This window comes from Streptomyces sp. NPDC000229 (assembly GCF_040300825.1).
Classification (GTDB): domain Bacteria; phylum Actinomycetota; class Actinomycetes; order Streptomycetales; family Streptomycetaceae; genus Streptomyces.
This window is the reverse complement of sequence record NZ_JBEPEL010000051.1, coordinates 1-23,429: the sequence shown is the minus strand read 5'-3', so window position 1 is coordinate 23,429 and position 23,429 is coordinate 1. Positions and strand designations below refer to the sequence as shown.

The 23,429-nt window shown below is 74.4% G+C and carries 22 protein-coding genes; 15 read left to right on the top strand and 7 right to left on the bottom strand.

The annotated features are described in order from the left end of the window. Window positions 1-11: 11 nt before the first annotated feature. The gene (locus ABT360_RS23100) at window positions 12-986 is read right to left on the bottom strand and encodes a transcriptional regulator (protein ID WP_351819590.1); all 975 of its coding nucleotides are present in this window, start codon (window positions 984-986) and stop codon (window positions 12-14) included. Window positions 987-1,056: 70 nt separating this feature from the next. Here ABT360_RS23100 and ABT360_RS23095 point away from each other — a divergent pair, with 70 nt between their 5' ends. From ABT360_RS23095 to ABT360_RS23070, 6 genes are all read left to right on the top strand, one after another. Next, the gene (locus ABT360_RS23095) at window positions 1,057-2,280 is read left to right on the top strand and encodes an MFS transporter (protein WP_351819587.1); all 1,224 of its coding nucleotides are present in this window, start codon (window positions 1,057-1,059) and stop codon (window positions 2,278-2,280) included. Window positions 2,281-2,407: 127 nt separating this feature from the next. Then, window positions 2,408-3,385, top strand: a complete 978-nt coding sequence (locus ABT360_RS23090) for a thiopeptide-type bacteriocin biosynthesis protein (RefSeq protein ID WP_351819584.1) — start codon at window positions 2,408-2,410, stop codon at window positions 3,383-3,385. A 1-nt stretch (window position 3,386) separates the two neighbouring features. After that, complete coding sequence (locus ABT360_RS23085) at window positions 3,387-5,993, top strand: lantibiotic dehydratase (RefSeq protein WP_351819581.1); 2,607 nt, start codon at window positions 3,387-3,389, stop codon at window positions 5,991-5,993. Window positions 5,994-6,012: 19 nt separating this feature from the next. Further along, the gene (locus tag ABT360_RS23080; protein WP_351819579.1) at window positions 6,013-6,171 is read left to right on the top strand and encodes a hypothetical protein; all 159 of its coding nucleotides are present in this window, start codon (window positions 6,013-6,015) and stop codon (window positions 6,169-6,171) included. A gap of 88 nt (window positions 6,172-6,259) precedes the next feature. Continuing rightward, window positions 6,260-7,426, top strand: a complete 1,167-nt coding sequence (locus ABT360_RS23075) for a lanthionine synthetase LanC family protein (protein ID WP_351819577.1) — start codon at window positions 6,260-6,262, stop codon at window positions 7,424-7,426. A 30-nt stretch (window positions 7,427-7,456) separates the two neighbouring features. Further along, entirely contained in the window at window positions 7,457-8,296 is an 840-nt protein-coding gene (locus ABT360_RS23070) for an arylamine N-acetyltransferase family protein (protein WP_351819574.1), read from the top strand. A 6-nt stretch (window positions 8,297-8,302) separates the two neighbouring features. On the opposite strand, the gene ABT360_RS23065 is transcribed toward ABT360_RS23070, so the two are convergent. Continuing rightward, window positions 8,303-9,379 carry an MGDG synthase family glycosyltransferase gene (locus ABT360_RS23065; protein ID WP_351819572.1) on the bottom strand — a complete coding sequence of 359 codons (1,077 nt, stop codon included), beginning with the start codon at window positions 9,377-9,379 and terminating at the stop codon, window positions 8,303-8,305. Window positions 9,380-9,563: 184 nt separating this feature from the next. Between ABT360_RS23065 and ABT360_RS23060 the strand changes: the two genes are divergently transcribed. The 4 genes from ABT360_RS23060 to ABT360_RS23045 are packed head-to-tail and all read left to right on the top strand — an operon-like array spanning window position 9,564 to window position 12,651. Further along, window positions 9,564-10,391, top strand: a complete 828-nt coding sequence (locus ABT360_RS23060; RefSeq protein ID WP_351819569.1) for an SDR family NAD(P)-dependent oxidoreductase — start codon at window positions 9,564-9,566, stop codon at window positions 10,389-10,391. 5 nt (window positions 10,392-10,396) lie between these two features. Continuing rightward, window positions 10,397-11,275, top strand: coding sequence for a DMT family transporter (locus ABT360_RS23055; protein WP_351819566.1), 879 nt, complete (start codon window positions 10,397-10,399; stop codon window positions 11,273-11,275). Continuing rightward, the gene (locus ABT360_RS23050) at window positions 11,269-11,991 is read left to right on the top strand and encodes a polysaccharide deacetylase family protein (RefSeq protein WP_351819563.1); all 723 of its coding nucleotides are present in this window, start codon (window positions 11,269-11,271) and stop codon (window positions 11,989-11,991) included. Before ABT360_RS23055 ends, ABT360_RS23050 begins: the two co-directional genes overlap by 7 nt. Window positions 11,992-12,024: 33 nt before the next feature. Next, complete coding sequence (locus ABT360_RS23045) at window positions 12,025-12,651, top strand: alpha-ketoglutarate-dependent dioxygenase AlkB (RefSeq protein WP_351819560.1); 627 nt, start codon at window positions 12,025-12,027, stop codon at window positions 12,649-12,651. A 10-nt stretch (window positions 12,652-12,661) separates the two neighbouring features. Here the strand turns inward: ABT360_RS23045 and ABT360_RS23040 are convergent, their stop codons facing one another. Further along, on the bottom strand, window positions 12,662-13,423 hold the full coding sequence (locus ABT360_RS23040; protein ID WP_444852314.1) for a carbonic anhydrase: 762 nt from the start codon (window positions 13,421-13,423) through the stop codon (window positions 12,662-12,664). 226 nt (window positions 13,424-13,649) lie between these two features. Between ABT360_RS23040 and ABT360_RS23035 the strand changes: the two genes are divergently transcribed. The 3 genes from ABT360_RS23035 (at window position 13,650) to ABT360_RS23025 (ending at window position 18,824) form a co-directional block, all read left to right on the top strand. Continuing rightward, the gene (locus ABT360_RS23035; RefSeq protein WP_444852313.1) at window positions 13,650-16,394 is read left to right on the top strand and encodes a SpoIIE family protein phosphatase; all 2,745 of its coding nucleotides are present in this window, start codon (window positions 13,650-13,652) and stop codon (window positions 16,392-16,394) included. Window positions 16,395-16,403: 9 nt separating this feature from the next. Then, entirely contained in the window at window positions 16,404-17,135 is a 732-nt protein-coding gene (locus tag ABT360_RS23030) for a class I SAM-dependent methyltransferase (RefSeq protein ID WP_351819557.1), read from the top strand. A 180-nt stretch (window positions 17,136-17,315) separates the two neighbouring features. Further along, window positions 17,316-18,824, top strand: coding sequence for a DUF6056 family protein (locus tag ABT360_RS23025; RefSeq protein WP_351819554.1), 1,509 nt, complete (start codon window positions 17,316-17,318; stop codon window positions 18,822-18,824). On the opposite strand, the gene ABT360_RS23020 is transcribed toward ABT360_RS23025, so the two are convergent. From ABT360_RS23020 to ABT360_RS23010, 3 genes are all read right to left on the bottom strand, one after another. Then, a complete protein-coding gene (locus tag ABT360_RS23020; protein ID WP_351819551.1) occupies window positions 18,799-19,248 on the bottom strand; it encodes a GtrA family protein in 450 nt (149 codons plus the stop codon). The genes ABT360_RS23025 and ABT360_RS23020 overlap by 26 nt on opposite strands. Continuing rightward, the gene (locus ABT360_RS23015) at window positions 19,245-20,237 is read right to left on the bottom strand and encodes a glycosyltransferase family 2 protein (RefSeq protein WP_351819549.1); all 993 of its coding nucleotides are present in this window, start codon (window positions 20,235-20,237) and stop codon (window positions 19,245-19,247) included. The genes ABT360_RS23020 and ABT360_RS23015 overlap by 4 nt, the downstream gene beginning before the upstream one ends. Window positions 20,238-20,521: 284 nt before the next feature. Beyond that, window positions 20,522-20,710 carry a DUF2795 domain-containing protein gene (locus tag ABT360_RS23010; RefSeq protein ID WP_351819546.1) on the bottom strand — a complete coding sequence of 63 codons (189 nt, stop codon included), beginning with the start codon at window positions 20,708-20,710 and terminating at the stop codon, window positions 20,522-20,524. 276 nt (window positions 20,711-20,986) lie between these two features. Between ABT360_RS23010 and ABT360_RS23005 the strand changes: the two genes are divergently transcribed. After that, window positions 20,987-21,250 (top strand): DUF5133 domain-containing protein, encoded by a 264-nt coding sequence (locus tag ABT360_RS23005; RefSeq protein ID WP_351819543.1) that lies wholly within the window; start codon window positions 20,987-20,989, stop codon window positions 21,248-21,250. 284 nt (window positions 21,251-21,534) lie between these two features. Here the strand turns inward: ABT360_RS23005 and ABT360_RS23000 are convergent, their stop codons facing one another. Next, window positions 21,535-22,467 carry a MurR/RpiR family transcriptional regulator gene (locus tag ABT360_RS23000; RefSeq protein ID WP_351819540.1) on the bottom strand — a complete coding sequence of 311 codons (933 nt, stop codon included), beginning with the start codon at window positions 22,465-22,467 and terminating at the stop codon, window positions 21,535-21,537. Window positions 22,468-22,643: 176 nt separating this feature from the next. On the opposite strand from ABT360_RS23000, the gene ABT360_RS22995 reads away from it, so the two are divergent. Further along, on the top strand, window positions 22,644-23,429 hold a 786-nt coding region (locus ABT360_RS22995; RefSeq protein ID WP_351819537.1), incomplete at its 3' end, for a GAF domain-containing protein.

Genomic DNA, 23,429 nt, shown 5'->3' with positions numbered 1-23,429 from the left:
CGCCTTCCGCGTCAGCCGCCCTCCTGCGCCCGCACCAACGCCTCCCCGACGTCCGAGCGGTAGTACAGCACCGACCGCCCGGCACGTCGGCGCCGCACCAGCCGCGCGTCCAGCAGCACCCTCAGATGGCGGCCCACCGAGCCCAGGCCCCGCCCGGTCAGCGCCACCAACTGCGTCGTGCTCTTGGGCGTGTCCAGCAGCACCAGCACCCCCGCCCGCCCCGTACCCAGCAGCGCGCCCAGCGCCTCCGGCACGGCCGCTGCCCCACCCCCGTCCGCCAGGGCGCCCGCGCACGGATACACCACGGCGTACCGGTGCGGCGCGTCCCACGAGCACCAGCTCTGGCGGGGTGTGACCGGCACGAACATCAACCGCGCCCCGGAGATCTCCCGCGGCGGACAGGGGCGCGTACCGACCTGGAGCCGGTCCCCGCCCAGCCACCGCATCCCGGACCGCATGTCGTCCAGCGCCCCCGCCCAGCCGTCCTGGCACAACCGTGCCGTACGCGCCACGACATCGGCCTCCAGGATCCGTCGCCGCCTCGGCCACTCGGGCAGGACCGTACGCGTCCACACCCACTCCAGCAGCCGAGCCGTGCGCTCCGGCAGGTCGCAGCGGTGCAGCCGGGCCGGAAGCGGCCCGCCCAGCGACACGGTCAGATCCGCGCGGGCCGCCTCGGGCGGCCAGGTACGGATCCGCGCCAGTTCCTCCTCGAAGACGGCCTCGCCCTCACCGGTGGGCGTGGGCGTCAAGAAGTCCGCGTTCCAGGTGCGCCCCAGGGCCGCCCGTACGAGCAGCGCGGTGACCGGGTCGGCGGCCAGCCGCTCCCGGTAGGCGGGGAGGTGGGCGTCCAGCCACCCGCGCTCACCCGGATGCGCGGCCGTACCCCGATCCAGCGACTTCAGGCACGCGACGGCCTCGGCGAGCGGCGACACCACGAACCGGCTCCCGGCCAGCGTGTCCGCGTTGACCTGCCACCAGCCCATGCGTACCCCCGTGTTTCGCGTGAGCGCGAAACAGTAACGCCCCCGCCGCGCGGCCTTCGAGACTCCCGCCATGCACACCTACCGCGAACTCCTCCGCACACCGGAGTTCACCCCCCTCTTCCTCACCTCCGCCATCCAGGTCGCGGCCCAGACCGTGAGCGGACTGGCCCTGAGCACCCTCGTCCACCGGGCGACCGGATCGGCGCTGCTGTCCGCACTCGCCATGTTCGGCCACGCCCTCGCCCAGGTCGTCGGCGCGACGACGCTGCTGTCGGCGGCCGACCGGCTGCCGCCGCGCGCCGCGATGACCGGGCTCGCCGTCCTGTTCGGGCTCGGGACCGCGGCGCAGGCGATCCCCGGCCTGCCCGTGTGGGCCGTCTTCACCGTCCTCGCGGTCCTCGGCGTGCTCGCGTCGCTGGGCGGCGGAGTGCGCTACGGGCTCCTCAACGAGATCGTCACCAAGGACGGGTACCTGCTCGGCCGCTCCCTGCTCAACATGTCCGTGGGCGTCACGCAGATCTGCGGGTTCGCCCTCGGCGGCGTGCTCGTCGCCACCCTGTCGCCCCGCGGCACGCTGCTCACCGGCGCCGCGCTGTACGGGGCGGCCGCCGCCGTCGCCCGGTTCGGGCTCGCCCGCCGGCCGCCCCGCGCCACCGGGCGTGCCTCGATCGCCGTGACGTGGCGTGACAACGCCCGCTTGTGGTCCTCGCGCCCCCGCCGGTACGTCTACCTCGCCCTGTGGGTGCCCAACGGACTGATCGTGGGCTGCGAGTCGCTCTTCGTCGCGTACGCCCCCGGGGACGCCGGTCTGCTCTTCGCGTCCGCCGCCGTCGGCATGCTGACCGGCGACGTCCTGACCGGCAGGCTCCTACCCGCACGGTGGCGCCGGGGCCTCGCCGTGCCGCTGCTCCTGCTGCTCGCCGTTCCCTACGCGCTGTTCGCCCTCCGCCCGTCCCTGCCGGTGGTGGTGGCGGCCGTCGCGCTCTCCGGGCTCGGCTACTCGGCGGGCCTGCTGCTCCAGGAGCGCCTGATGGACCTGACCGCCGGCCAACTCGCCGGGCACGCCATGGGGTTGCACACCTCCGGCATGCTCACCATGCAGGGCGTGGGCGCCGCTCTCGCGGGCACGGCCGCCGAACTCACCTCGCCGTCGACGGCGATGGCCGTCATGGCCGTCGCCTCGGCCGGGGTCACCCTTGCCCTCGCGCGGGGCCTGCCACGCGGCGGCCGGGGAGGTCCGGTGGCTCTCGCAACCACCGGGCGTCTGGGTGCCCGCTGGCGTACGCGCCGGTAGGCAGCGGCGGGCCAATACCGCGCCCGCGCACCTCAGTTGATAGTACGACTAACTTTTGTCGTGCTTTCGGGCGGCGGCGGCCCGGACATCCACTGGGAGGAAGCGACACACCCCTGGAGGAGGCCGCATGGTGGACGTCGAGCGGCTGCTGGCCGACTGCCTGCAGGACGCCCGTACCGCACCCCTCGGCGCCCTGCCGCTCGCCGGAGAGGGCGCCGCGTACGCCGAGGCCCGCCGCACCTTCCTCGCCGCCGGACTACGGGCCCTGCGCGACGACCTGCCGGAGACCGGCTGGGTCCAGCTCGGCCTGGCACCGTGGCCGGACGCCTGGCCCGCACTCTACCGGCGGCTCGCCGAGGCCGCCCACGAACTCATCGGCTGCGGCTGGGCGAACGACTTCTTCTTCATGCACAAACCGCCCGGTCTGCGCATCCGGTTCCACGCCACCCGGCCGGCCGGTGTGGCCGCCCTGCGCGCCGAACTCCTCCGCCGCTTCGACCGCCGGGACGGCGCGTGGACGAGCCCGGTGGAAGGCGTGTACGAGCCGGAGACTTACCTGTTCGGCGGCCCGCACGCCATGCCCCTGGTGCACGCCCTGTTCACCGCCGACTCGCTGGCGTGGCTCGACCACCACGCCGCACCGAGCAAGGACGCGCCCGCCGACTGGCGGGTGTCGCTCACACTGCTGAGCGCCGCCCTCGACGGCCTGGGGATCGTGGGCTGGGAACACCGGGGAGTCTGGCAGGTGGTACGGGGGGAGACGGGGCGCCGCCTCGTCGGCGGCCTGCACGACGCGCCCAGGCGACGGGCCGCCGCCGGAATCCGGGCCTACTGGGCCCTGTCCCGCGAGGAGCAGCTCGACGCCCTCCCCAAACCCTGGCGCAACGGCCTGCGCGACCACCAGGAAGCCGTACGCCGGGCCGCGTCGCGCTGGCGCGCCGACTACTTCGAAGCGGGTGACGCCACCGTCGGACCTCGCCGGGCCGCCGCCCACTACGCCATCTTCCACTGGAACCGGGGCCGCTTCTCGGTGGCCCGCCAGAGCCTGCTGACCGAGGCGCTGGCATCCGACGGCCACGACGACTCCGGCGAAGGGCCCCGCTGACGTGGCCGGCGCGAACGACGGCACGCGCGCGACGGTGCTGCTGCGGATCGCGGGCACGCCGTGCGAGACCTGGACCTCCGCCGCCGACCCCGCCCTGTTCGACCGGGTCGCGCGCCACGCCCGCGACGGCGAACAGCGGACCGCCCGCGCCCGCGCACTCGCCGAACGGCTCGGCACGAGCGCCGTACCGCACCCGGACCTGACGGACACCGACCGCCGAGCCGTCCTGGCGCTGCGCAGGCGCCTGCACGCCGGACACCCGCCCACCGCGGCGGACCTGGACCTCCTGGACCGGCTGCCGCGCCACGCCGGCACGGCCGACCTGCCCGGCCAGGCCCGGACACTGGCGCGCGACGCCGAGCGGGCCGACGCCGAGCGGGCGGAGCTGGAGCGGGCGGTGGCGGACGGGCACGTGCGGGTGGCCGAACTGGCCCGGGACCTCGCCCGCACCCACCCCGTCCTGCGGGACCTCCTGGACGGCGCGGCCCCCGGGCTGCTCGCGGACGTCGAACGGCGCCTGGCCGCCGGCGAGTCCTGGACGGACAAGAGCCTCCGCAAACGCGCGGCGTACCTCTGGCGGGTCCTCGGCCGGGCGGCCGCGAAGACCACCCCCAGAGGCTGGGCCGGCCAACTCGCCACCGCCCCGCTCCTGACGGACGCCCCGGGCACCCTCCTGATCACGCCCGGCGCCACGCTCGGCGCCCTCGCCGCCACCTGCACGGAGAACGTCCATCTCGTCCGTTCCCGGCCCCCCGGCCCGCCCGACCTGCGCACCGCCGACGCCGGCACCCTGCTGGCGCCCGCGCCCCTGCACTTCACCGAGCCTCCGGGCTCCCTACGGGCCTACGTCGTCGACCCGCGCGAACCCGGCCGGCTGCGCCACGTCGTCCTGCGCCGCACCCGCCCCCTGGACACCGTCCTGAACCTGCTCGCCGACGGACCGCGCCCGCTGGGCGAACTGGAGAAGACCCTGCTGGGCGCGGCGACGGCCCGGAGCACCGTCGACCCGGCCGTCCTGCGCGGATTCCTCCAGCACCTGCACGCCATGGGCGTCCTCCAGGTGTGCACCGCGCCCCGGGTCCACCACAGCGCCTGGACACCACCCGAGGACGTGGCCGAACACGGCACCCTGCCACGGCCGTCCGCCCCCGGGCACGGCGAACCGGGCGGCTGGTTCCTCGACTCGTACCGCACCGCGGCCTCCCCGGTGCCCGCCGCGGCCGCCGCACGCGTCCGGCGCGGGCTGCGCGTCGCGGCACGGATCGCCGCCCTGCGCGACGCGGACGCCGCCACCCCACAGGAGGCGCCCGAGCTCGCCGGGATCACCGAACGGCCGCGCCCCGTCAGCGAGATCCTCGCCGGCCTGCTCCCGCTCACCACCGGCGATCCGCGCCCGTCGACGGCCGTGCCGCGCCGGCACGGCGGCTGGCCGGAGCCCGCCGACCCGAGTTCCGGTTACGCACGGCTGCTCGCCCACCTCGCCGCCCACCCCGGGCCCGGGCCGGCCGACGTGGGCGACGCGCTGCTGGACGCCCTCGGCGCCCCGCCCGCCGACCACGTCCTTCCGCCCTGGCCCCTGGACTGCCTGCTGCGCCCGCTCGCGGGCCCCGCGGCCGGCCCCGTCGCCGTGCTGGAGACCGCGTCCGCCGCCGGCGTCCTCGACGCCCGGTTCGCCGACGGCCTGCGCGCCCGGTCCGACGGCCACGGCAACGCCGACACCTACCGCGCCTTCCTCTCGGCCGTCGAGCAGCACACCGGCGTACGGTTCGTGGAGCTGCTCGTACCGCCGCTCGGCGAGCGGGCCGCCAACGCCGTACGCCGCCCGGTGACCACCACCTGGTGGACCGGCGACCCCGACCCGACGCCGTACTACGGGCCGTCCGGCGGCGCCCGGTACCTCCCGCTGGACCGCGTCACCGTGCGCCGCCACGGCAGGCGGATCGTCACCGAGGCCGACGGGCGGCGCATCGTCCCCGTCCACCACGCCACCCGCAGCCCCGCCCCGCCGTACGACCTGCTGCTGCGGGTGCTGCTGGCCGCAAGTCACCCGGCCGCCTCCTTCCTCCTGCGCCTGGACGGCCTGGACGGCGCCCTGCCCGGACACACCCGGCTGCCCCGGCTCACCGCCGACGGTGAACTGGTCCTCGCCCCGGCCACCTGGCGGCTCGACCGCTCCCGGCTGTGGCGGCCCGGCGACGACGCCCTGCACAAGGTCCGCGTCCTCGCGCTCCTGCGGCGTACGCACGGCCTGCCCCGTCACGCCTTCCTCCGCACCGCCGCGGGTGCGAAACCCGTCCCCGTGGACCTCGACGCGCTGACCGCCCTCCAGGTCGTCGACCGGCTGTGCGCCCAGCAGCCCGGCCCCGAACTGCTCGTCGAGGAGATGCTGCCCGCCCCCGGTGACCTGCCGCTGCGCGACCCGCTCCACGGCGGCGCGGCCGTCGCCGCCCAGATGCTGCTGAGACTTCCGTACGAGACCGGCGCCCACGCCGTCGAACGGCTCGCCGCGTCCGCCGCCGACGCCCTGCTGCGCGGCGCCCCCCAAGACGTCCCCGACGGTCCGCCCGCAGCCGGCGGACGGACCCTCGGGGCGGCCATCGCCCACTAGTGCGAGAAGGGAACCCACCATGCCCGGAACGATCGAACTCACCGACCTCGACGCCCTCATCGACGACCTCGACGAGCGGATCACCGACACCGAACTGACCGAGGCCCACCCCACGACGGCCGGCTGCAGCGGCCTGTGCACCATCATCGTCTGCGCGACCGTCGTCATCTGCGCCTGACGCGGACGCGCCCGCGCGGCGCGCCGCCCCAGGCGGGAGCCGCCCGGCACGTCCGGGCGGCTCCGTCCCCGCCCGTACGAGGAGCCCGATGGACACCCCTCACGACCCGGGCGCCGACCTCGCCCTCACGTACCTGGAGAAGTGGACGGCGCAACCCCCGTGGGCGCCGGCGCCCTCCGACCCCGGCATCCCCGTCCTCGCCCACCTCGTGGCCGCGACCGGCGGCCCGGAAGCCACCGCCACGGCGGCCCGCGCGGTCGCCGTGTGGGCCAGGACGGCGGGGCGCGGACCCGGCCACCCCGGCCTGTACGACGGCGGCCTGGCCGGCACGCTCGTCGGGCTGCGTCTCGGCGCCCGGCTCCACCCGGCACTGCACCGCGCCGCCGACCGGCTGCGCGACCACCTCACCACCGCAGCGGCCGGCCTGCGCCGGCAGGACGTCGCCTTCCCCGACTACGACCTCATCACGGGGCCCGCCGGTGCCCTGCACGCCCTGTGCGCCGCTACGGAACCGACACCCGGCCAACTCCATGGTGCGACGACCCACTTGGTGTCCCTCTGCGACCGGGGCGACCTGTGGCGCCTGCGCATCGGGCAGTACGCGGACCACCCCCACCTGTCCTGGACACAGGGGCGCGTCAACACCGGCATGGGCCACGGCCTCGCCGGTGTGATCACCGCGCTCACCGCCGCGCTGCGCCGCGACGCGGACCCCGGGACCGCGGACGCGCTGCGCCGCGCCACCCGCTGGCTGGGCACCCGCTCCTACGTCGACGAGCGCGGTGTCCGCACCTGGCCGGGCGCCGGGCTCGACGGGGCACCCCCGACGGGCGCCGATCCGCGGCAGGCGTGGTGCTACGGCACACCCGGCGTCGCCTGGGCACTGTGGGACGCGGCCGACGCGCTGGACGACTCCGAGGCCGCGCACCGGGCGGCAGGGGCGTTCACCACCCTCGCCGACCGGTACGACGAGGCCTTCCACCTCTTCGGCGACACCCCCGGGGACCTCCTCGGGCTGTGCCACGGCGCGGCGGGAGTCCTCGCGGTGGCGGACGCCTTCGACCGCCACGCGCACCTGCCTGCCGCGACGGCGCTCATCGCCCGCCTCACCGCGCACCTCCACGACCGCCTCCCCGCCGCCCTCGGCGCCGCCTGGCCGCCGGGCCTGCTCTCGGGCCCCGAGGGCGCGCTGAGCGCCCTGCTCACGGCACGTGGCGGACCGCGCGACTGGCTGCCCTGCCTCGGTCTGCGCTGAGGGCACTCGTTAGGGTCAACCGTCATGAGCGTGAAGGGTTTTGAGGGTTACCTGGCCCGCCTGGGGACGACCGACCCGGGCGTGCCGTCCGCGGAGGCGCTGAGCGCGTTGCAGCGCGCCCATCTGGAGCGGGTCCCGTACGAAAACATCGACATCCAGCTCGGCCGGCCGCCCGGTATCGAACCGGAGCTGTCCGTACGCCGGTTCGCCGCCGGGCAGGGCGGCTACTGCTTCCATCTGAACGGCGGCTTCGCCGCGCTGCTGGAGGCCCTCGGTTACGACGTCACCCGCCATGTCGGGGGCGTCCACCACGACCCCGAGGGGCGCGGCGCCAACGGCAACCACCTGGCGCTGACGGTACGGGTCGACGGTGAGGCCTGGTTCGTCGACGCGGGGCTCGGCGACGGGCCTTACGAACCGCTGCCGCTGCGCGCCGGCACGTACCGGCAGGGACCCTTCACGTACCGGATGGAACCGTCGGTCACGGAACCGGGCGGCTGGACTTTCCACAACGACCCGGGCAGTTCGTTCCCCGTCATGGAGTTCGCCGCCCGCCCCGCCTCGATGGCGGATTTCACCGACGAGCACCTGCGGCTGTCCACCGCGCCGGACTCGCCGTTCCTCACCACGTTCGCCGCCCTGCGCCGCGACGCCAAGGGGCTCGACCTGCTGCGGGGCCGCGTCCTCACCCGCATCGACGCGGCCGGACGCGCCGAGCGGACGCTGGACACGGCGGGGGAGTGGTTCGCCGCGCTCGCCGACGTCTTCGGCCGGAACCTGGACGGTCTCGGCCCCGGCGACCGGGCCGCCCTGTGGGAGCGGGTGACGCGCGCCCACGAGGAGTGGTCGGCCGGCCGGGCGGCGGCGTAACCGTCCTCAGCGCCGGACGTCCCCGACGTCCGCGAGATCGGTGACCAGGCGGGCGGCGTCGGCCCGGAACACCGCCGAGCCGGCCGCCGTCCGCCGGTCCCGCGCGGGGCCCGGGGCGGCGAGGTCACCCACGGCAGCCAGCAGGCTGGGGAGGTCCGCGGCGTAGGTGGTCAGGCCCTCGGCCGCCATCTCCCGCACGCCCACGGCGCCGTGTCCCGGGATGGGCCGGTAGCCGACCACCGGGACCCCGGCGGCGAGGGCCTGCACCGCCGTCTGGCCCGCCGCGTTGTCGACCAGGACCCGAGCCGACGCCATCAGCCCCGGCATGTCGTCCGTCCAGCCGAGCGCGCGTACCCCCGGCAGCCGCGCGGCGCGCCGGCGCAGCCGCTCGTCCCGGCCGCAGAGCAGCACCGGCAGGAAGCCGTGCCGGGCGAGCGCCCGGGCCGTCCGCAGCAGCCCCGGCCCCACCCCCCACGCCCCGCCGGACAACAGCACCACCGGCCGGCCGTCCGAAGCCGGCCCCGCCTCGTGGAACTCCGGCGGCACGACCGGCCCCGTGGCGACCGACGGGCGCCCCGTGCCGTCCCGGGCCACCCGCGCGGCGGCCTCGCTGACGCACAGGTACCGGTCGTTCCCCGGGTCCAGCCAGGCGCGGTGCACGGCGAAGTCGGTCACGAAGACCACGCACGGCACGCGCAAGGCGCCCCGGCCGCGCATCCGGCCGGTGATCTGGCCCGCGAGGTGGAAGGTCGAGACGATCACGTCGGGCCGCCAACGCTCCACGAGCACCCCCAGCCGCCGCTCCGCGAGCGCGGCCACCGGCGAGACGTCCAGCCCCCGGCGGGGACGCGGCCGGGGGGCCAGGAACAGCGCGTAGATCGCCGCGTACACCGGGGGCAGCCGCCGCACCACGAACCGGTAGAAGCCGCGCATCGCCGCCCCGGTCCCGCGCGGCAGCAGCGTCAGCACGTCCCGGACGAGGACGTCGTGGCCGTCCGCGCGCAGCCGGCGTGCGAGTTCGCCGGCCACCGTGTCGTGGCCCGCACCCATGCTCGCGCTGAGGACCAGGCATCGCCGCCCCATGTGGCGCCCTCCGTTCCGTGCCGTTCCATCGTGGTCCGTCCGGGCCCGCGGCGCGGCCCGGAGGGCGGCCGAATCGGACTGTTCGGGTGGATCAGCGGGAGCGATGGGCGGGTACCGAGAGGCGAACCGGCGCGAAACCGGGACGCTGGAAGAGCACGGTCGACGACAGTCCGGAGGATCCGCCATGCCCCCTACGCCCCGTCACGAGGCCACGCCCCGTCGCGAGGCCGAACCGGGAGGGGCACGGCCCGGCGCGGGACCGGTCGCCCGCCCGGTCGTCCTCGTCACGGGCGCGTCCTCCGGCATCGGCGAGGCGGTCGCCGACCGGTTCGCCGCCGACGGCCGCTGGCGGTTGCTGCTCGGCGGGCGGGACGAGGAGCGGCTCGCGGCGGTGACGCGGCGGACGGGCGGCGGCGCGCTGCGGGCGGACCTGGCGGAGCGGCCGGGGGTGGAGCGGTTCGCCGCCGACGCCCTGGACAGGGAGGGACGTGTCGACGTCCTGGTGGCGGCGGCCGGCATCGGCTGGGCGGGGCCGTTCACCCGGATGCCCGCCGACGCCGTGGACCGGCTGATCGCGGTCAATCTCACCTCGGTCGTCCATCTGGTGCGGCTGCTGCTGCCGCAGATGGCCGAGCGGGGCGTGGGGCACGTGGTGATGATCGGTTCCATGGCGGGGCGGGTCGGGGTGGCCAATGAGGCGGTCTACGCCAGCACCAAGGGCGGCCTGCTGGCCTTCGCCGACAGCCTGCGCTACGAACTGGCCGGTACCCGGGTGGGGGTGACCGTCGTCCTGCCGGGGGCGGTGGACACGCCGTTCTTCACCACGCGGGGTGTCCCGTACCACCGTGAACATCCGCGGCCGGTGTCCGCCGAACGGGTGGCAGAGGTGGTGTGGCGTGCGGTCGTACGGGGCCGGGAGGACGCGTTCGTCCCGGGCTGGCTCGCCATGCCCGCCCGGCTGCACGGAGCCGTGCCCGGCTTCTTCCGCGCCATGGCCAAGCGGTTCGGCTGACCCCGGTGTTGGCGCTGTCGATCTGCCTGGCGCTGCTGGCCGCCCTCGGCAACGCCGGGGCGTCCGTGCTCCAGCGCCAGGGTGCGGCCGCCACCGGCCCCGAACCGGCCTCGGCGCGGCGGGGCTCGTGGATGGCGGGACTGGTGCACCGGCGGGTGTGGGTGTGGGGCGCCGCGCTGCTGGCCGTGTCGGGCGTCCTCCAGGCCCTGGCCCTGGCCACGGGGCCCTTGTCGGTGGTCCAGCCGGTGATGAGCACGGAGCTGATGTTCACGCTGGTGGTCGGCGGCGTGGTGTTCCGGCGCCGCCCCGACACCCGGACCAAGTGGGCGTTCGCCGCCATGGCGCTGGGCCTGGCCGTCTTCCTGGCGATGGCGGACCCGACGGGCGGCCGGTCGACCGTGCCCGTGGCGGACTGGGTGTGGACGGCCCTGGGCGCGGGCGCGTTCGTGGCGGTGCTGGGGGTGGTGTCGCTGAGGCTGTCACCGGCGCCCCGCGCCGCGGTGCTGGGCACGGCGACGGCGACCGGCTTCGCCTGCACGGCGGCGCTGCTCAAGGACGCGCTGGGCCGGTTGCCGGACGGGATCGGCGCGGTGCTCGCGACCTGGCAGCCGTACGCGGCCGTGGGCGTGGGGCTGGCGAGCTTCGTCCTGCTCCAGGTGACGCTGCGGGCGGGCAGCCTGGTCGCCTCGCAGCCCGCGCTGACCCTGGGGGACGCCCTGCTGAGCGTGGTGCTGGGCGTGACGCTGTTCGCGGAACGGGTCCACCTGGGCTGGCGGGTGGTGTTCGAGGTGCTGGCGCTAGCGGTCCTGGTGGCCGGGTGCGTCCAGCTGGCCAGGTCCCCGCTCGTCACGGACGACTCGGAGCGCCCGGAGGGGCGATGGTGAACGCCGCCGTACCTGCGGCGGGCGTGCTGGGCGCGCTGGCCGCGTGGCACATCGGGCCCGCCGCGACGTGGCTGCCCGGCGCGCGGGCCGCGCTGTGGCCGGGGCTCGACGGGCGGGGCGACCCGTCGCACGTGGCCCTGACCTTCGACGACGGGCCGGACCCCGTCGGCACGCCCCAGTTCCTGCGCGTCCTGGACGCCCTGTCCGTACGGGCGACGTTCTTCGTGCTGGGCGGCCGGCTGGAGCGGTACCCCGCGCTGGGACGGCTGATCGCGGCGGAGGGCCACGAGCTGGCCGTGCACGGCTGGCGGCACGACCGGCCCTGGTGGCCCCACCCGCTGCGCGACGCCCGCGACCTGGCGCGGACGGCGGACCTGGTCGCCGACGCGGCCGGGCGGTGGCCGCTGTGGTACCGCCCCGCCTACGGCATTCTCACCGGCGGACGGTGGGCCGCCGCCCGTGCCGCCGGACTGCGCACGGTGCTCTGGTCGGCGTGGGGACGCGACTGGACGGCCGAGGCGACGCCGCGGAGCGTGCACGCGGAGGTGACGAGGACGCTCCACGGCGGCGGGACGGTGCTGCTGCACGACTCCGACGTGGTGAGCGCGCCGGGGGCGTGGCAGGCCGCGCTGGGAGCGCTGCCGGAGCTGGTCGCGGAGTGCCGCGCGCGTGGCCTTCGGGTCGGCCCGCTCAGGGACCACGGGCTGATCGAATAGCTCATGCATTCGATTTTCTCGTACGCTGAGGACATGGCAGCACACCTGCAGGGTTCGCTCTTCGACCAGACCGACGAGGTATGCCTGGGGCCGCTGACCGGCCTCCGGCGGACCGTGCTCGGAGACGGCGCGTGGATCGACCTGCTCCCCGGCTGGCTGCACGGGGCCGACGCGCTGTTCGAGGAGCTCGCCGAGGGCGTCCCGTGGCGGGCCGAACGCCGCACGATGTACGACCACGAGGTCGTCGTGCCCCGGCTGCTGGCCTACTACGGCGAGGGCGACCGGTTGCCGCACCCCGTGCTCGACGAGGCCCGCGCCGCCCTGTCCGCGCACTACGCCGCCGAACTGGGCGAACCGTTCACCACGGCGGGGCTCTGTTACTACCGGGACGGGCGGGACAGCGTCGCCTGGCACGGCGACCGCATCGGGCGCGGTTCCCGCGAGGACACGATGGTCGCCATCCTGTCGGTCGGAGAACCGCGCGATCTGGCGCTGCGCCCCCGCCGGGGCGGCCCGTCGAGGCGGGTGCCCCTCGGGCACGGCGACCTGATCGTGATGGGCGGCTCGTGCCAGCGGACCTGGGAGCACGCCGTCCCCAAGACCGCCAAGGGAGTCGGCCCCCGCATCAGCATCCAGTTCCGGCCACGCGGCGTGGGCTGACCGGTCACTCCTACGCCAGGCGGTGGGCGAGCTGCGTACCGAGCTCGTACCGCGCCCCCACGACGGCCAGCCGGCCCGCCTCCACCCGGGCTGCGAGGTCCGGTTCGGCGGCCAGCTGCGCGCGTACATGGCGGACGTTGGCCGTGATCGTCGCGTCGATCCGCGCCGTCCCGGTGTGGCCGTGGTCGATGGCGGGCCGTATCCGCTCGGCGATGTAGTCGATGTGGGCGGGCGGACGCCCGCCGGTCTCGTCCGCGTGCACGGCGGCCGCCACCGCCCCGCACGACTGGTGCCCCAGCACCATGACCAGCGGTATCCCCAGTTCGAGGACGCCGTACGCGACGCTGCCGAGCACCGCCTCGTCCAGCACCTGGCCCGCCGAGCGGACCGTCATCAGATCACCGAGGCCTTGATCGAATATCAGCTCGGGCGGGACGCGGGAGTCGATGCAGCCCAGGATCAGGGCGAACGGGTGCTGGCCGGACACGGCCGCCGTCCGGTCCGCCGCCCCCTCGTGCGGATGGGCCTGGTGCAGCGCCCGCCAGCGCCGGTTGCCATGGGCCAGCTCCCGCAGCGCCGCCGCGGGGGTGGTGGGGCGCCGAGGGCCGGAACGCGGTGCCCCCACGGCCGGTGCCGGGGCGAGGCCCGCTCCGGCACCCAGGGCGGCGGCGCCACCGAGCGCCGCACGCAGCAGCACACGGCGGCCGCGCGGAGAAGGCAGGGGAGCGGGAAGGGACAGGGCTGTCGGCCCGTCACCGGGATGCGAAGTCACGACACGAAACGTACGTCCGGCCGCTCGTCACCTGTTCGAGTTGGGCCACTGTTGGCCCCCCTGTGGCCGGCCCATGGACATGCTTTGGGCGAACGATGGATTCCCCCGCCGAAGGCCACCCGGGGCCCCGCGGGCGCCCCGGGGAGTCCGCGTGCACAGCGTGGTCGTCCGGCGACCGGCGGTCACTCATGGTCGCCATGGCCCATGCGGTGTTAGAAAGGGGAGCGTGGTCCACTTTTTCGACCGATTCCGTGGCGCCTCGGTTCGGTCACTGGCCGAGAGGCTCCCACGGAGTGTCGCGGGGCAGGTCTTCGTCCTGCAGGTGGCGCTCGTCGTGCTCCTGGTACTCGGAGCGGTCCTGGCACTGCTCCTCCAGTCGCGCAGCGACAGCGACCGGGAGGCCCGTAACCGCTCCATCGCCGTCGCCGAGTCCTTCGCCCACTCCCCGGGCCTGGAGAACGTCCTGGAGACCCACCCCGACCCGTCCAGCGTGCTCCAGCCGCTCACCGAGACGGCACGCGAGCGGGCCGGGGTGGACTTCATCGTCGTGATGAACACCAACGGGATCCGCTACACCCACCCCCAGCCCGAGCGGATCGGCGGACGGTTCGTCGGAACCATAGAGCCCTCCCTCGCCGGCCGCGTCCACACCGAGAGCGTCGACGGCCCCCTCGGCGAAGAGGTCCAGGCCATCGTTCCCGTCAGGGGCTCGGACGGGAAGATCATCGGCCTCGTCTCCGCCGGTCTGGAAGTCCGGAACGTGACCGGCGTCGTCAACCGCCAACTGCCCGTCATCCTCGCCATCGCCGCCGCCGGCCTGGCCGTGACCACCGCCGGAACCGCCCTGGTGGCCCGGCGCCTGCGCCGCCAGACCCATGGCCTCGGCCCCGCCGAGATGACCCGGGTGTACGAACACCACGACGCCGTGCTGCACGCCGTCCGCGAGGGCGTCGTCATCGTCGGCGGCGACGGCAGACTCCTGCTCGCCAACGACGAGGCCGAACGGCTGCTCCGGCTCCCGCCCGACGCCGAGGGCCGCAACGTCAGGGACCTGCCGGGCCTCGACCCCGGCATGGCCGAACTGCTCTGCTCCGGCCGCGTCGCCACCGACGAGGTCGTCCCCGCCGCCGACCGGCTGCTCGCCGTCAACCAGCGCCACACCGACCGCCACGGCGGCCCCGCCGGGACCGTCGCCACCATCCGCGACACCACCGAGCTGCGCTCCCTCACCGGCCGCGCCGAGGGCGCCCGCAGAAGGCTCAACCTGCTGTACGACGCCGGCGTCGGGATCGGCACCAGCCTCGACGTCGTCCGCACCGCCGAGGAACTCGCCGAGGTCACCGTCCACCGGTTCGCCGACTTCGTCACCGTCGACCTGGCCGACCCGGTCCTGCGCGGTGAGGAGCCCACGGGCACGACCGCCGACATGCGCCGCACCGCCGTCGCCGGCATCCGCGACGACCACCCCCTCTACCCGCGCGGCAAGATGATCGGCTTCGTCCCCTCCACACCCCAGGCACGCGGCTTCGGCAGCGGCCGCGCCGAACTGGTGCCCGACCTGTCCAAGGCGCCCGGCTGGCAGGCCCAGGACCCCGACCGGGCGGCCCGGATCGTCCAGTACGGCATCCACTCCCTCATCGCCGTCCCCCTCAAGGCCCGGGGCGTCGTCCTCGGCGTCGCCAACTTCTGGCGCTCCGAGAAGCCCGAACCCTTCGAGGAGGAGGACCTCGCGCTCGCCGAGGAACTCGTCGCCCGCGCCGCCGTCTGCATCGACAACGCCCGCCGCTACACCCGCGAACACGCCATGGCCGTCACCCTCCAGCGCAGCCTGCTGCCCCGCGCCCTGCCCGAGCAGAGCGCCCTGGAGGTGGCCCACCGCTACCTGCCCGCCCAGTCCGGCGTCGGCGGCGACTGGTTCGACGTCATCCCCCTCCCCGGCAGCCGGGTCGCCCTCGTCGTCGGCGACGTCGTCGGGCACGGCCTGCACGCCGCCGCGACCATGGGCCGGCTGCGTACCGCCGTACACAACTTCTCCACCCTCGACCTGCCCCCCGACGAACTCCTCGGCCGCCTCGACGACCTCGTCGGCCGGATCGACCAGGACGAGGACGAGGACGACACGGGCGCCGCCGGCATGACCGGGGCCACCTGCCTGTACGCGGTGTACGACCCCGTCTCCCGGCGCTGCTCCATGGCCCGCGCGGGACACCCGCTGCCCGCGCTGGTCCACCCCGGCGGGAACGTCGAGTTCCCCGACCTCCCGGCCGGGCCGCCGCTGGGCCTCGGCGGCATACCCTTCGAGACCCGCGAACTGGAACTGACCGAAGGCAGCCAGATCGTCTTCTACACCGACGGGCTGATCGAGGACCGCGCCCGCGACATCGACGTCGGCATCGAACTGCTCCGCAAGGCCCTGGGCCGGCCCGCCGCCACCCCCGAGGACCTCTGCAGCCTGGTGCTCGACGAGCTCCTGCCCGCCCACCCCAAGGACGACGTGGCCCTGCTCGTCGCCCGCACCCGCGCCCTCGGCGGCGACCGCGTCGCCGACTGGGACGTACCGTTCCACCCCGGCGCCGTCGGCGGCATCCGCTCCGCCGCCGTACGCAAACTCACCGAGTGGGGCCTGGACGACCTCTCCTTCGCCGCCGAACTGATCCTCAGCGAGCTCATCACCAACGCCATCCGCTACGGATCCGCCCCCGTCCGCGTCCGCCTGCTGTACGACCGCGGTCTGACCTGCGAGGTCGCCGACAACAACAGCACCTCACCCCACCTCCGGTACGCCGCCACCACCGACGAGGGCGGCCGCGGCCTCTTCCTCGTCGCCCAGCTGGCCGAACGCTGGGGCACCAGATACACCGCCCAGGGCAAGGTGATCTGGGCGGAACTCCCGCTCCCCGGCGCCGGCACCGAGCCGCTGGACGGCAGCGGAACCCTGCCGTTCGACGTCTTCAACGCAGGCCTGATCTGAGAGGGGACCATGTTCGGCCCGAACGGCCCGACGCTCCGCGAACTCGCCATCCAGGCGCTCTCGTCCACCCGCGCCGGCTACGACCTGCTGGCCCCCAAGTTCGACCACACCCCCTACCGCACCTCCGAAAGCGTGCTGCGCGCGGTCGCCGACGCCGTACGACCGCTCGGCCCGTTCCGCGCGGGCCTCGACGTGTGCTGCGGCACCGGAGCCGGGGTGGGGGTGCTGCGCGAGCTGTGCCAGGAGCGGGTGACCGGCGTCGACTTCAGCGCCGGCATGCTCGACCGGGCCCGCGCCGCCCACACGGACGCGAACGGCGACGCCCCCGAACTCCACTGGGTATGCGCCGACGCCCGCGCCCTGCCGTTCGGCCCGCCCTTCGACCTTGCCATGAGCTTCGGGGCGTTCGGTCACTTCCTGCCGGCCGAGCGGCCCCTCCTGTTCGCCGGGGTGCACCGGGCGCTGCGGCCCGGCGGCCGGTTCGTCTTCCCCCTCCCGGCCCCGCCCCCGGTCGGCTCCCTGCCCTACTGGGAGCTGTGGGCGTTCGACGCCGCCATGCGCGTACGCAACCTGCTGTGGCGGCCGCGCTTCATCATGTACTACCGCACCTTCCAGCTCACCGACGTGGTCGCGGAACTGACCCGTACCGGCTTCACGGTGGAGCTGTCCCCGCTGGAGGAGTTCGGCCGCCGGCCCGACGGAGCGCCCCGGTGCCGCCTGGTGACCGCGCTGCGCCCGTGAGCCGGCCGCGGGTGTGAGCCACCTGGGCGACGGCCGGTTGCGAGGGCCGTGAACAGCCGGTCGAGTGGGAGACCGGTCCGCGATTCGCCGAATCCGGTACGGCGCGCGGACAACGGCACCGGCCGGATTCACCTCTTCGGTGTCGTACCAGTGGTTTCCCCGAGAGGCAGTGAAGAAGACATGGCCGTCGGCGCATCGAGTGTCACCGTCCCACCGGACCCGGGGAACGACCCCGGGGCCGGGTGCGAGCGGGGTGGCGGTGACCCGCGCAGGTCACGGACGACCGTCTGGACGGCCGGCCTCGCCCTGCTGCCGCTCGGCCTCCTCGCCGCCGCGTCCTACCTCGGCCGGTACGTCCGTCCCAGCGCCGACGAGTGGTGCTTCCTGCCCGTCGTGCGCGACGGCGGCATCTCGCGCCTGGTCGGCAAGTTCTACGTCACCGACAACGGGCGGGTCGGCAACGGGCTGCTCGTCGGCCTGTACGCCAAGTTCCCGGTCGCCGGGCACCAGTGGTACGCCGTCGTCAGCGGCGTCCTCATGCTCGGCCTGCTGTGGGCCCTGACCGTGCAATTGCTGCGCCGGGCCGGCCAGAGCGTACCGCGCGGGGTGCCGCTGCTCGTCGCGGCCATGATCACGGCGGTCTTCCTGTTCGCCACCCAGAACACGTACAAGACCTTCTACTGGCCCGCCGCGTCCGTCTCGCACACCCTCGCCCCGGTCCTCGCCTGCGCGGCGGCGATCCCGCTGCTGCGGGCGCGTGGCAGGCGTGGCCGGATCGCCGCGCTCGCGGTCGTCCTGCTCGCGGGGGTGTTCATGGGGACCCTCTCCGAAGAGGCGTCCGTGGTGGCCCTGGTGGTGCTGTCCGGCGTCGTCCTGTTCGCCGGGTGGATCTTCACCGAACGGGTCAGGGCCTTCGCCCGGGGCTGGTCCCTCGTCGGCATGGCCGGTGTGGCCATCGGCACGATCGTGCTGGTGACGTCCCCCGGTTCGCGCAACCGGCGCGAGCGGTTCGGCGCCGAGACCACCTCGATGCTCGCCCCCGAATCACTGCTCGCCTCGCTGCGGGCGTACGTCCGCATCCTGGAGACGGTCCTGACGACGTGGAGTTACGCGGGCGCCCTCGCCGCCGGAGTCCTGCTGGGCCTGCTGGCCCGCGGCACCGCGGGGGAGCGGCGGGTCCTGCTGCCGTGCCGGCCGCTGCTGCTGACCGGCCTCGGCGCGCTGGCGTTCCTCGTCTCCGGCTACCTGTGCACCGTCATCACCTACCCGGTCTTCGGCCCCCGCGTGGTGTCGGCCGAGCGCACCTGGAACGACTACCTCCTGCTGTACGTGCTGCTCCTGGTGGGCGCCGGTGCCTTCCTCGGGCGGGCGCTGCGACTGCGGGGGGTGCGCACGGGCGCGGTCACCGGGCTCGCCGCCGCCGTCTGCGCGGTGACGGTCCTGGGGCTGGCGGCCCCGCTGTACGAGCTGGGCCACGACATGCGGGTACGGGCGCAGAAGTGGGACCGGCAGGACCGGTGGCTGCGGGAGCGGGCCGCCGAGGGCGCGAAGGTCCTGCCGTACAAGCCGGTGTCGGTCAGCGGGATGCTGGAACCGTTCAGCGCCAACGGCACCAGGATCTGGCCCGCGCAGTGCGTCGCCGACTACTACCACCTGGACAAGGTCACTCGCGGGACGCGCCTTCCCTGACCCGGTCCTCCCCGGGCGGCCGCCGAGACGCCGAACGGCGGGTTGCGGCCGCCCCGGAGGTGATGGCCCAGCGGGCGAGGACGAAGGACAGCGGGGTGACGAGGAGACCGGCGGCGATGGCCGCGAGGTTCTCGTCCATCCCCAGCCTGCTGACGGCGAGATGGAGCAGGATCCCGCTGCCCACCACGTTCGCCGCGCCCGACAGGGGGTAGCGGGCGAACGCCCGCCACGTCGGCCGGGTGCGGAGGGTGACGTACGAGTTGAGCAGGAACGAGCCGACGACGCTCACGGCGTATCCGATGACGTGGGCGGCGAGGTAGGGCAGCCAGATGTTGAGCGTGGCGTACACGCCGAAGTAGACGGCGGTGTTGGCCAGCCCGATGAGGCAGAAGGAGACGAACTGGCGCAGGACGGCGGGCTTCACGGCTTGGGCCGCGCCCGTCCCGCCGGCTCCAGAGGGGCCTGGCGCGCGTCGTGACGCCGGACGGCCGCCGACCGGTCCGTCTCACGCACCACGTAGTGCGGGCGGCGCTTGGCCTCGTGGTAGATCCGCCCCACGTACTCCCCGATGACGCCGAGCGTGGCGAGCTGGATGCCGCTGAGCGCGACGATGGCGGTGATGAGGGTCGCGTACCCGGGTGTGTCCACGCCGTCGAGGATCGCGTTGGCGACGATCCACAGCGCGTAGAGAAGCGCGGAGAGGAACAGCCACAGACCGGTGTGGATGGCCAGGCGCAGCGGCCGGCTGTTGAACGACAGCAGTCCGTCGATGCCGTAGTTGAGCAGCCGCCGGCCGCCCCACTTGGACCGGCCGGCGGCCCGCTCGACGTTCTCGTAGGTGAAGCTGACGGTGTCGAACCCGATCCAGGAGAACAGGCCCTTGGAGAAGCGATTGCTCTCGGGAAGGGAGAGCAGCGAGTCGACCGCGCGGCGTGACAGCAGCCGGAAGTCTCCCGCTCCGTCGACGATCTCGACGTCCATGAAGCGGCGGACCAGGCGGTAGTAGGCGCGGCTGAGCGCGGTCCGCACGGCGCCCTCGCCGCTGCGGTCCCGCTGGGCGATCACCTGGTCGTAGCCGTGCCGGTGCAACTCCAGCATGCGGGGGAGGAGAGCGGGAGGGTGCTGGAGGTCCGCGTCCATGAGGACGACCACGTCCCCCCGGGACATCCGCATACCGGCGAGCAGCGCGGACTCCTTGCCGAAGTTCCGGCTGAAGGAGGTGTAGCGCACGCGCCCGTCGGCCGCCGCCAGGTCCCGCAGCCGGTCCATGGTGCGGTCGCCGCTGCCGTCGTCGACGTAACACACCTCGAAGGTCACTCCGGTCGGTTCGAGAGCGGTGATCAGGGCGGTGTGAAAGGCGTCGATCACCTCGCTCTCGTCGAAGCACGGGACGACGACCGACATATGGACCATGGGCTGCTCACTCCATGCACTGGTGTGCGGTGCGGCGTCCGGGAGTTCGGGGCCGCCGCATAGGGAGGATGGCCATGGGGCCACCGGGGTTGCCTGCACAGGGCGGTGGACTTCGCCCTGTCCAGCCAGTGGAGCGCGGCGGCGGCCGCTTCACAGCCCCACGCCGTCCACTCGGGTGAACCCGTGGGGGTGTGCATGTGTACGCAGACGTCCGCCCCGCCACCCGGACTGCGGGGGCGGGGCGGACGGTGTGCCGGACCGGCGTGGTGGGGTCCGGACCCGGTCTAGCCCTTGCCGACCTCCTTGTTGACGGCGGCCGGCGAGTCGTACTCCTTGTCGGGGAGGGAACTCAGGGCGTCCATGACCTTCTTGTCGGCCTTGTGCTTCTGCGCCTGATCGACGATCTCCTTCTTCGAAGCCGGGTAGTTGACGCCGCCGAGGGCCTTCTGCATTTCGATGGGGTTCACAGCCATGGTCGAGGGGTACCCCCGCGCGGGAGGCGGCTACCGGGACCCAAGCCCATGTCACAACAATGGCGCACAGATACCTTTTCTCCCCACGCAGCGCGAAACCGTCACGGTTGCATCACAATGTCGTGTGAGGACCGGAGAGCGCGGGCACATCCATGTGCGGGAGGGCGACCCGGTTCGGGGACCGGAGCATCGCCCCGTCCCGGGGAGGCCGGCCTGGAGCAGGCAGCGGCGTCCCCTCTCTCCTTGCTTCGTGGCGTGGGAAAGGCAGGTACGTTCATGCTGTTGGCGCATCCCGCAGTGCTTCGTGAGCTCGTAGCCCGTTACGAATCCCTGTGCACCGCCTCCCAGGAGCTGGCCCTCGCGCCCGACCTGAAACGACGGCTCGACGATGTCACGTACACGCTCTGCGTGACCACCGGAACGCGGCAGCTGGACCAAGCGCTGGCGGCCGCACGCGCCAGGCTGGCCGCCACGGCGGCCACGGCGACGTCCCCGGCCACGGCGGCTGTCACTGCCGCGGCGGCCGTGACGGCCACCTGACGGGGAGGATTTTCGGCGGCCCCGGCCCAGGGGTTGACCGGGGCCGCCACGGGTGTCCGCGGGGAGTGCGGAGCGCCCGGTCAAAACACCGGGGGCGGCGCGAGGAGGGAGCGCCGTCAGCCGGTGTTCTGTCTCGTTCCCCGGGTCGTTTCACCGGGGGTGTCCGAGCAGTAAATATATTTACCGTCGAGTAAGCAAGTGCATGAAATTTTTCATGCCGCGACAGACGTGAAAATGTCTGAAAACGCCCTGGCGGCACGAGTGGCGGGGAGCTTCTGGCGTCGTCAGTCGTCGAGGAAGAAGTTGTGCTGCTCCGCGGCCTGCTCATAGCCTTCCAGCCGCACCTGGGTCCGTTCCGGGTTGGCGTCCGCCATGGCCTGGAGCACGGAGGCCGACAGCACGCCGGGTGCCGCGTACGAGTCGAAGACCAGCCGCGAACCGGTGCCGGCCGTCAGCGCCACGTCCGCCTCGTCCACCAGCGGCCCGAGCGTCAGATCCGTGATCAGCGCGATCCGCAGCCCGGTCCGGCGGGCCGCCCGCATCGCGGCCAGGGTCTCGTGCGCGTGCCTCGGCATCGCGAACGCCAGCACCCAGGTGCCGCCCGCCTCGCGGGACTGCAGCAGTGTGTCGTAGGCGACGCTGCCGCCGCGGGTCACCAGGCGGACGTCGGGGTGGATGCGGCGCGCCGCGTACGCGAAGTACTCCGCGAGCGACACCGAGATGCGCAGACCGAGGACGGTCAAGGGCACGGAAGTGGCCAACTCGCGGCCGACGTCGAGGATCTGCCCCGGATCGGCGACCAGGCGCCGCAGATGCTCCAGGTTCTCGATCTCGGCGTCGATGGCGGCCTGCAGCTCGTTGCGGCGGATCTCCTCGCGCGTGTCCGGCGCCCCGGCCACCGCGCTCAGCGCGATCGGCTGCAACGCCTCCCGGAGCGCGGGGAACCCGCTGTACCCCAGGGACGTCGCGAACCGCGTCACCGACGGCTGGCTGACCCCCACCCGCTCCGCGAGATCCGTGATCGACAGGAACGCCGCCTCCGTGAGGTGGTCGATCATGTACTGCGCGATACGGCGCTGGGCGGGCGACAGCCGGTGACCGCCGAAGAGCGCCATGACCCGGTCCATGGGAACAGCGGGGGCCGACTCCTCCGTCGAGGACGGCTTGCCCGGCGTGATCGCAGCCGCCTGCGCGCGTGCCTGCTGCCCTGATGGCACCGGTATGCCTCCTTCTCGTCCCGATCCCGCTCAACATAGCTCAACCGTCCCGGCCTCTCCCCGGCCACCGATGTGCACGACGCGGCCGCTCGGGAGCATGCTGTCTGTGTGCCCCGGGGCACCGCGCCGCACCGGCACGGCGCCGCCGGAACCCTCCCGCTCAGTGAGGCTGGGACATGCCAGGGAAACCGCACAGCAACGGCACGGGCAACGCCAAGGGCCTGCCGGACCCGCTGGCCCTGGAACTGGCACACGCCACGGTGGACGCCGTCGAGTCCACCGGAGGCTTCGCGGGCGGCGTCTACCTGCGCAGCGGCAGCCCGGGGCTGCTCCGGATCGCCGCACTCGCCGGGCTGCCCGCCCGGTTGTTCCACCCCTGGTGGCGCATGCACATCAACCGCCCCTTCCCGGTGGCGGAGTCCTACCGCTCCGGCAGGCCGGTCCACCTCGCCGACGCCGAGGAGGCCATGCGCCGCTTCCCCCAGCTCATGGCGGGCCTGCCGTTTCCCTTCGGGTCGCTCTACGAGCCGGTCACCCACGGCCGTGAGGCGTTCGGCGTGCTCGTGGTGCTCCGCGCCGCCACACCGGGTCGCCCGGTCGAGCCGGCCGACCGGCACCGGATGCAGCAGGCCGCCCGGCGCCTCGGCACCCGGCTCGCCGACCTCGCCGCCCGGGGCACCCCGGTCGCCTGGGACGACCCACCCGTCAACGTCCAGCTCCCGGCCCACGCCGACCCGCCCGTACGGACCGGCCACCTCGACTGGGACCCCGCCACCGGCGCCATCACCATGGACGGCACGCTCCAAACGATGCTGGCCCCCGCCCGGGCCGAACCGCCCGCCCCGGCCGAGCCCCCCGCCCCGGGCCGCGGCCGACGTCCTCGACAGCCGCGACCTGTCCGTTCTGCAGCGGGCCGCCGACGCCGCCCTGTACGACGGCAAGCACTCCGGCCGCGCCATCCT

Coding starts and splice junctions, on each gene's coding strand:
- ABT360_RS23025 (WP_351819554.1), top strand. CDS start 17,316: ATGGCCGTCGGCGCATCGAGTGTCACCGTCCCACCGGACCCGGGGAAC.
- ABT360_RS23010 (WP_351819546.1), bottom strand. CDS start 20,710: ATGGCTGTGAACCCCATCGAAATGCAGAAGGCCCTCGGCGGCGTCAAC.
- ABT360_RS23050 (WP_351819563.1), top strand. CDS start 11,269: ATGGTGAACGCCGCCGTACCTGCGGCGGGCGTGCTGGGCGCGCTGGCC.
- ABT360_RS23100 (WP_351819590.1), bottom strand. CDS start 986: ATGGGCTGGTGGCAGGTCAACGCGGACACGCTGGCCGGGAGCCGGTTC.
- ABT360_RS23080 (WP_351819579.1), top strand. CDS start 6,013: ATGCCCGGAACGATCGAACTCACCGACCTCGACGCCCTCATCGACGAC.
- ABT360_RS23015 (WP_351819549.1), bottom strand. CDS start 20,237: ATGGTCCATATGTCGGTCGTCGTCCCGTGCTTCGACGAGAGCGAGGTG.
- ABT360_RS23030 (WP_351819557.1), top strand. CDS start 16,404: ATGTTCGGCCCGAACGGCCCGACGCTCCGCGAACTCGCCATCCAGGCG.
- ABT360_RS23090 (WP_351819584.1), top strand. CDS start 2,408: ATGGTGGACGTCGAGCGGCTGCTGGCCGACTGCCTGCAGGACGCCCGT.
- ABT360_RS23060 (WP_351819569.1), top strand. CDS start 9,564: ATGCCCCCTACGCCCCGTCACGAGGCCACGCCCCGTCGCGAGGCCGAA.
- ABT360_RS23095 (WP_351819587.1), top strand. CDS start 1,057: ATGCACACCTACCGCGAACTCCTCCGCACACCGGAGTTCACCCCCCTC.
- ABT360_RS23045 (WP_351819560.1), top strand. CDS start 12,025: ATGGCAGCACACCTGCAGGGTTCGCTCTTCGACCAGACCGACGAGGTA.
- ABT360_RS23075 (WP_351819577.1), top strand. CDS start 6,260: ATGGACACCCCTCACGACCCGGGCGCCGACCTCGCCCTCACGTACCTG.
- ABT360_RS23065 (WP_351819572.1), bottom strand. CDS start 9,379: ATGGGGCGGCGATGCCTGGTCCTCAGCGCGAGCATGGGTGCGGGCCAC.
- ABT360_RS23005 (WP_351819543.1), top strand. CDS start 20,987: ATGCTGTTGGCGCATCCCGCAGTGCTTCGTGAGCTCGTAGCCCGTTAC.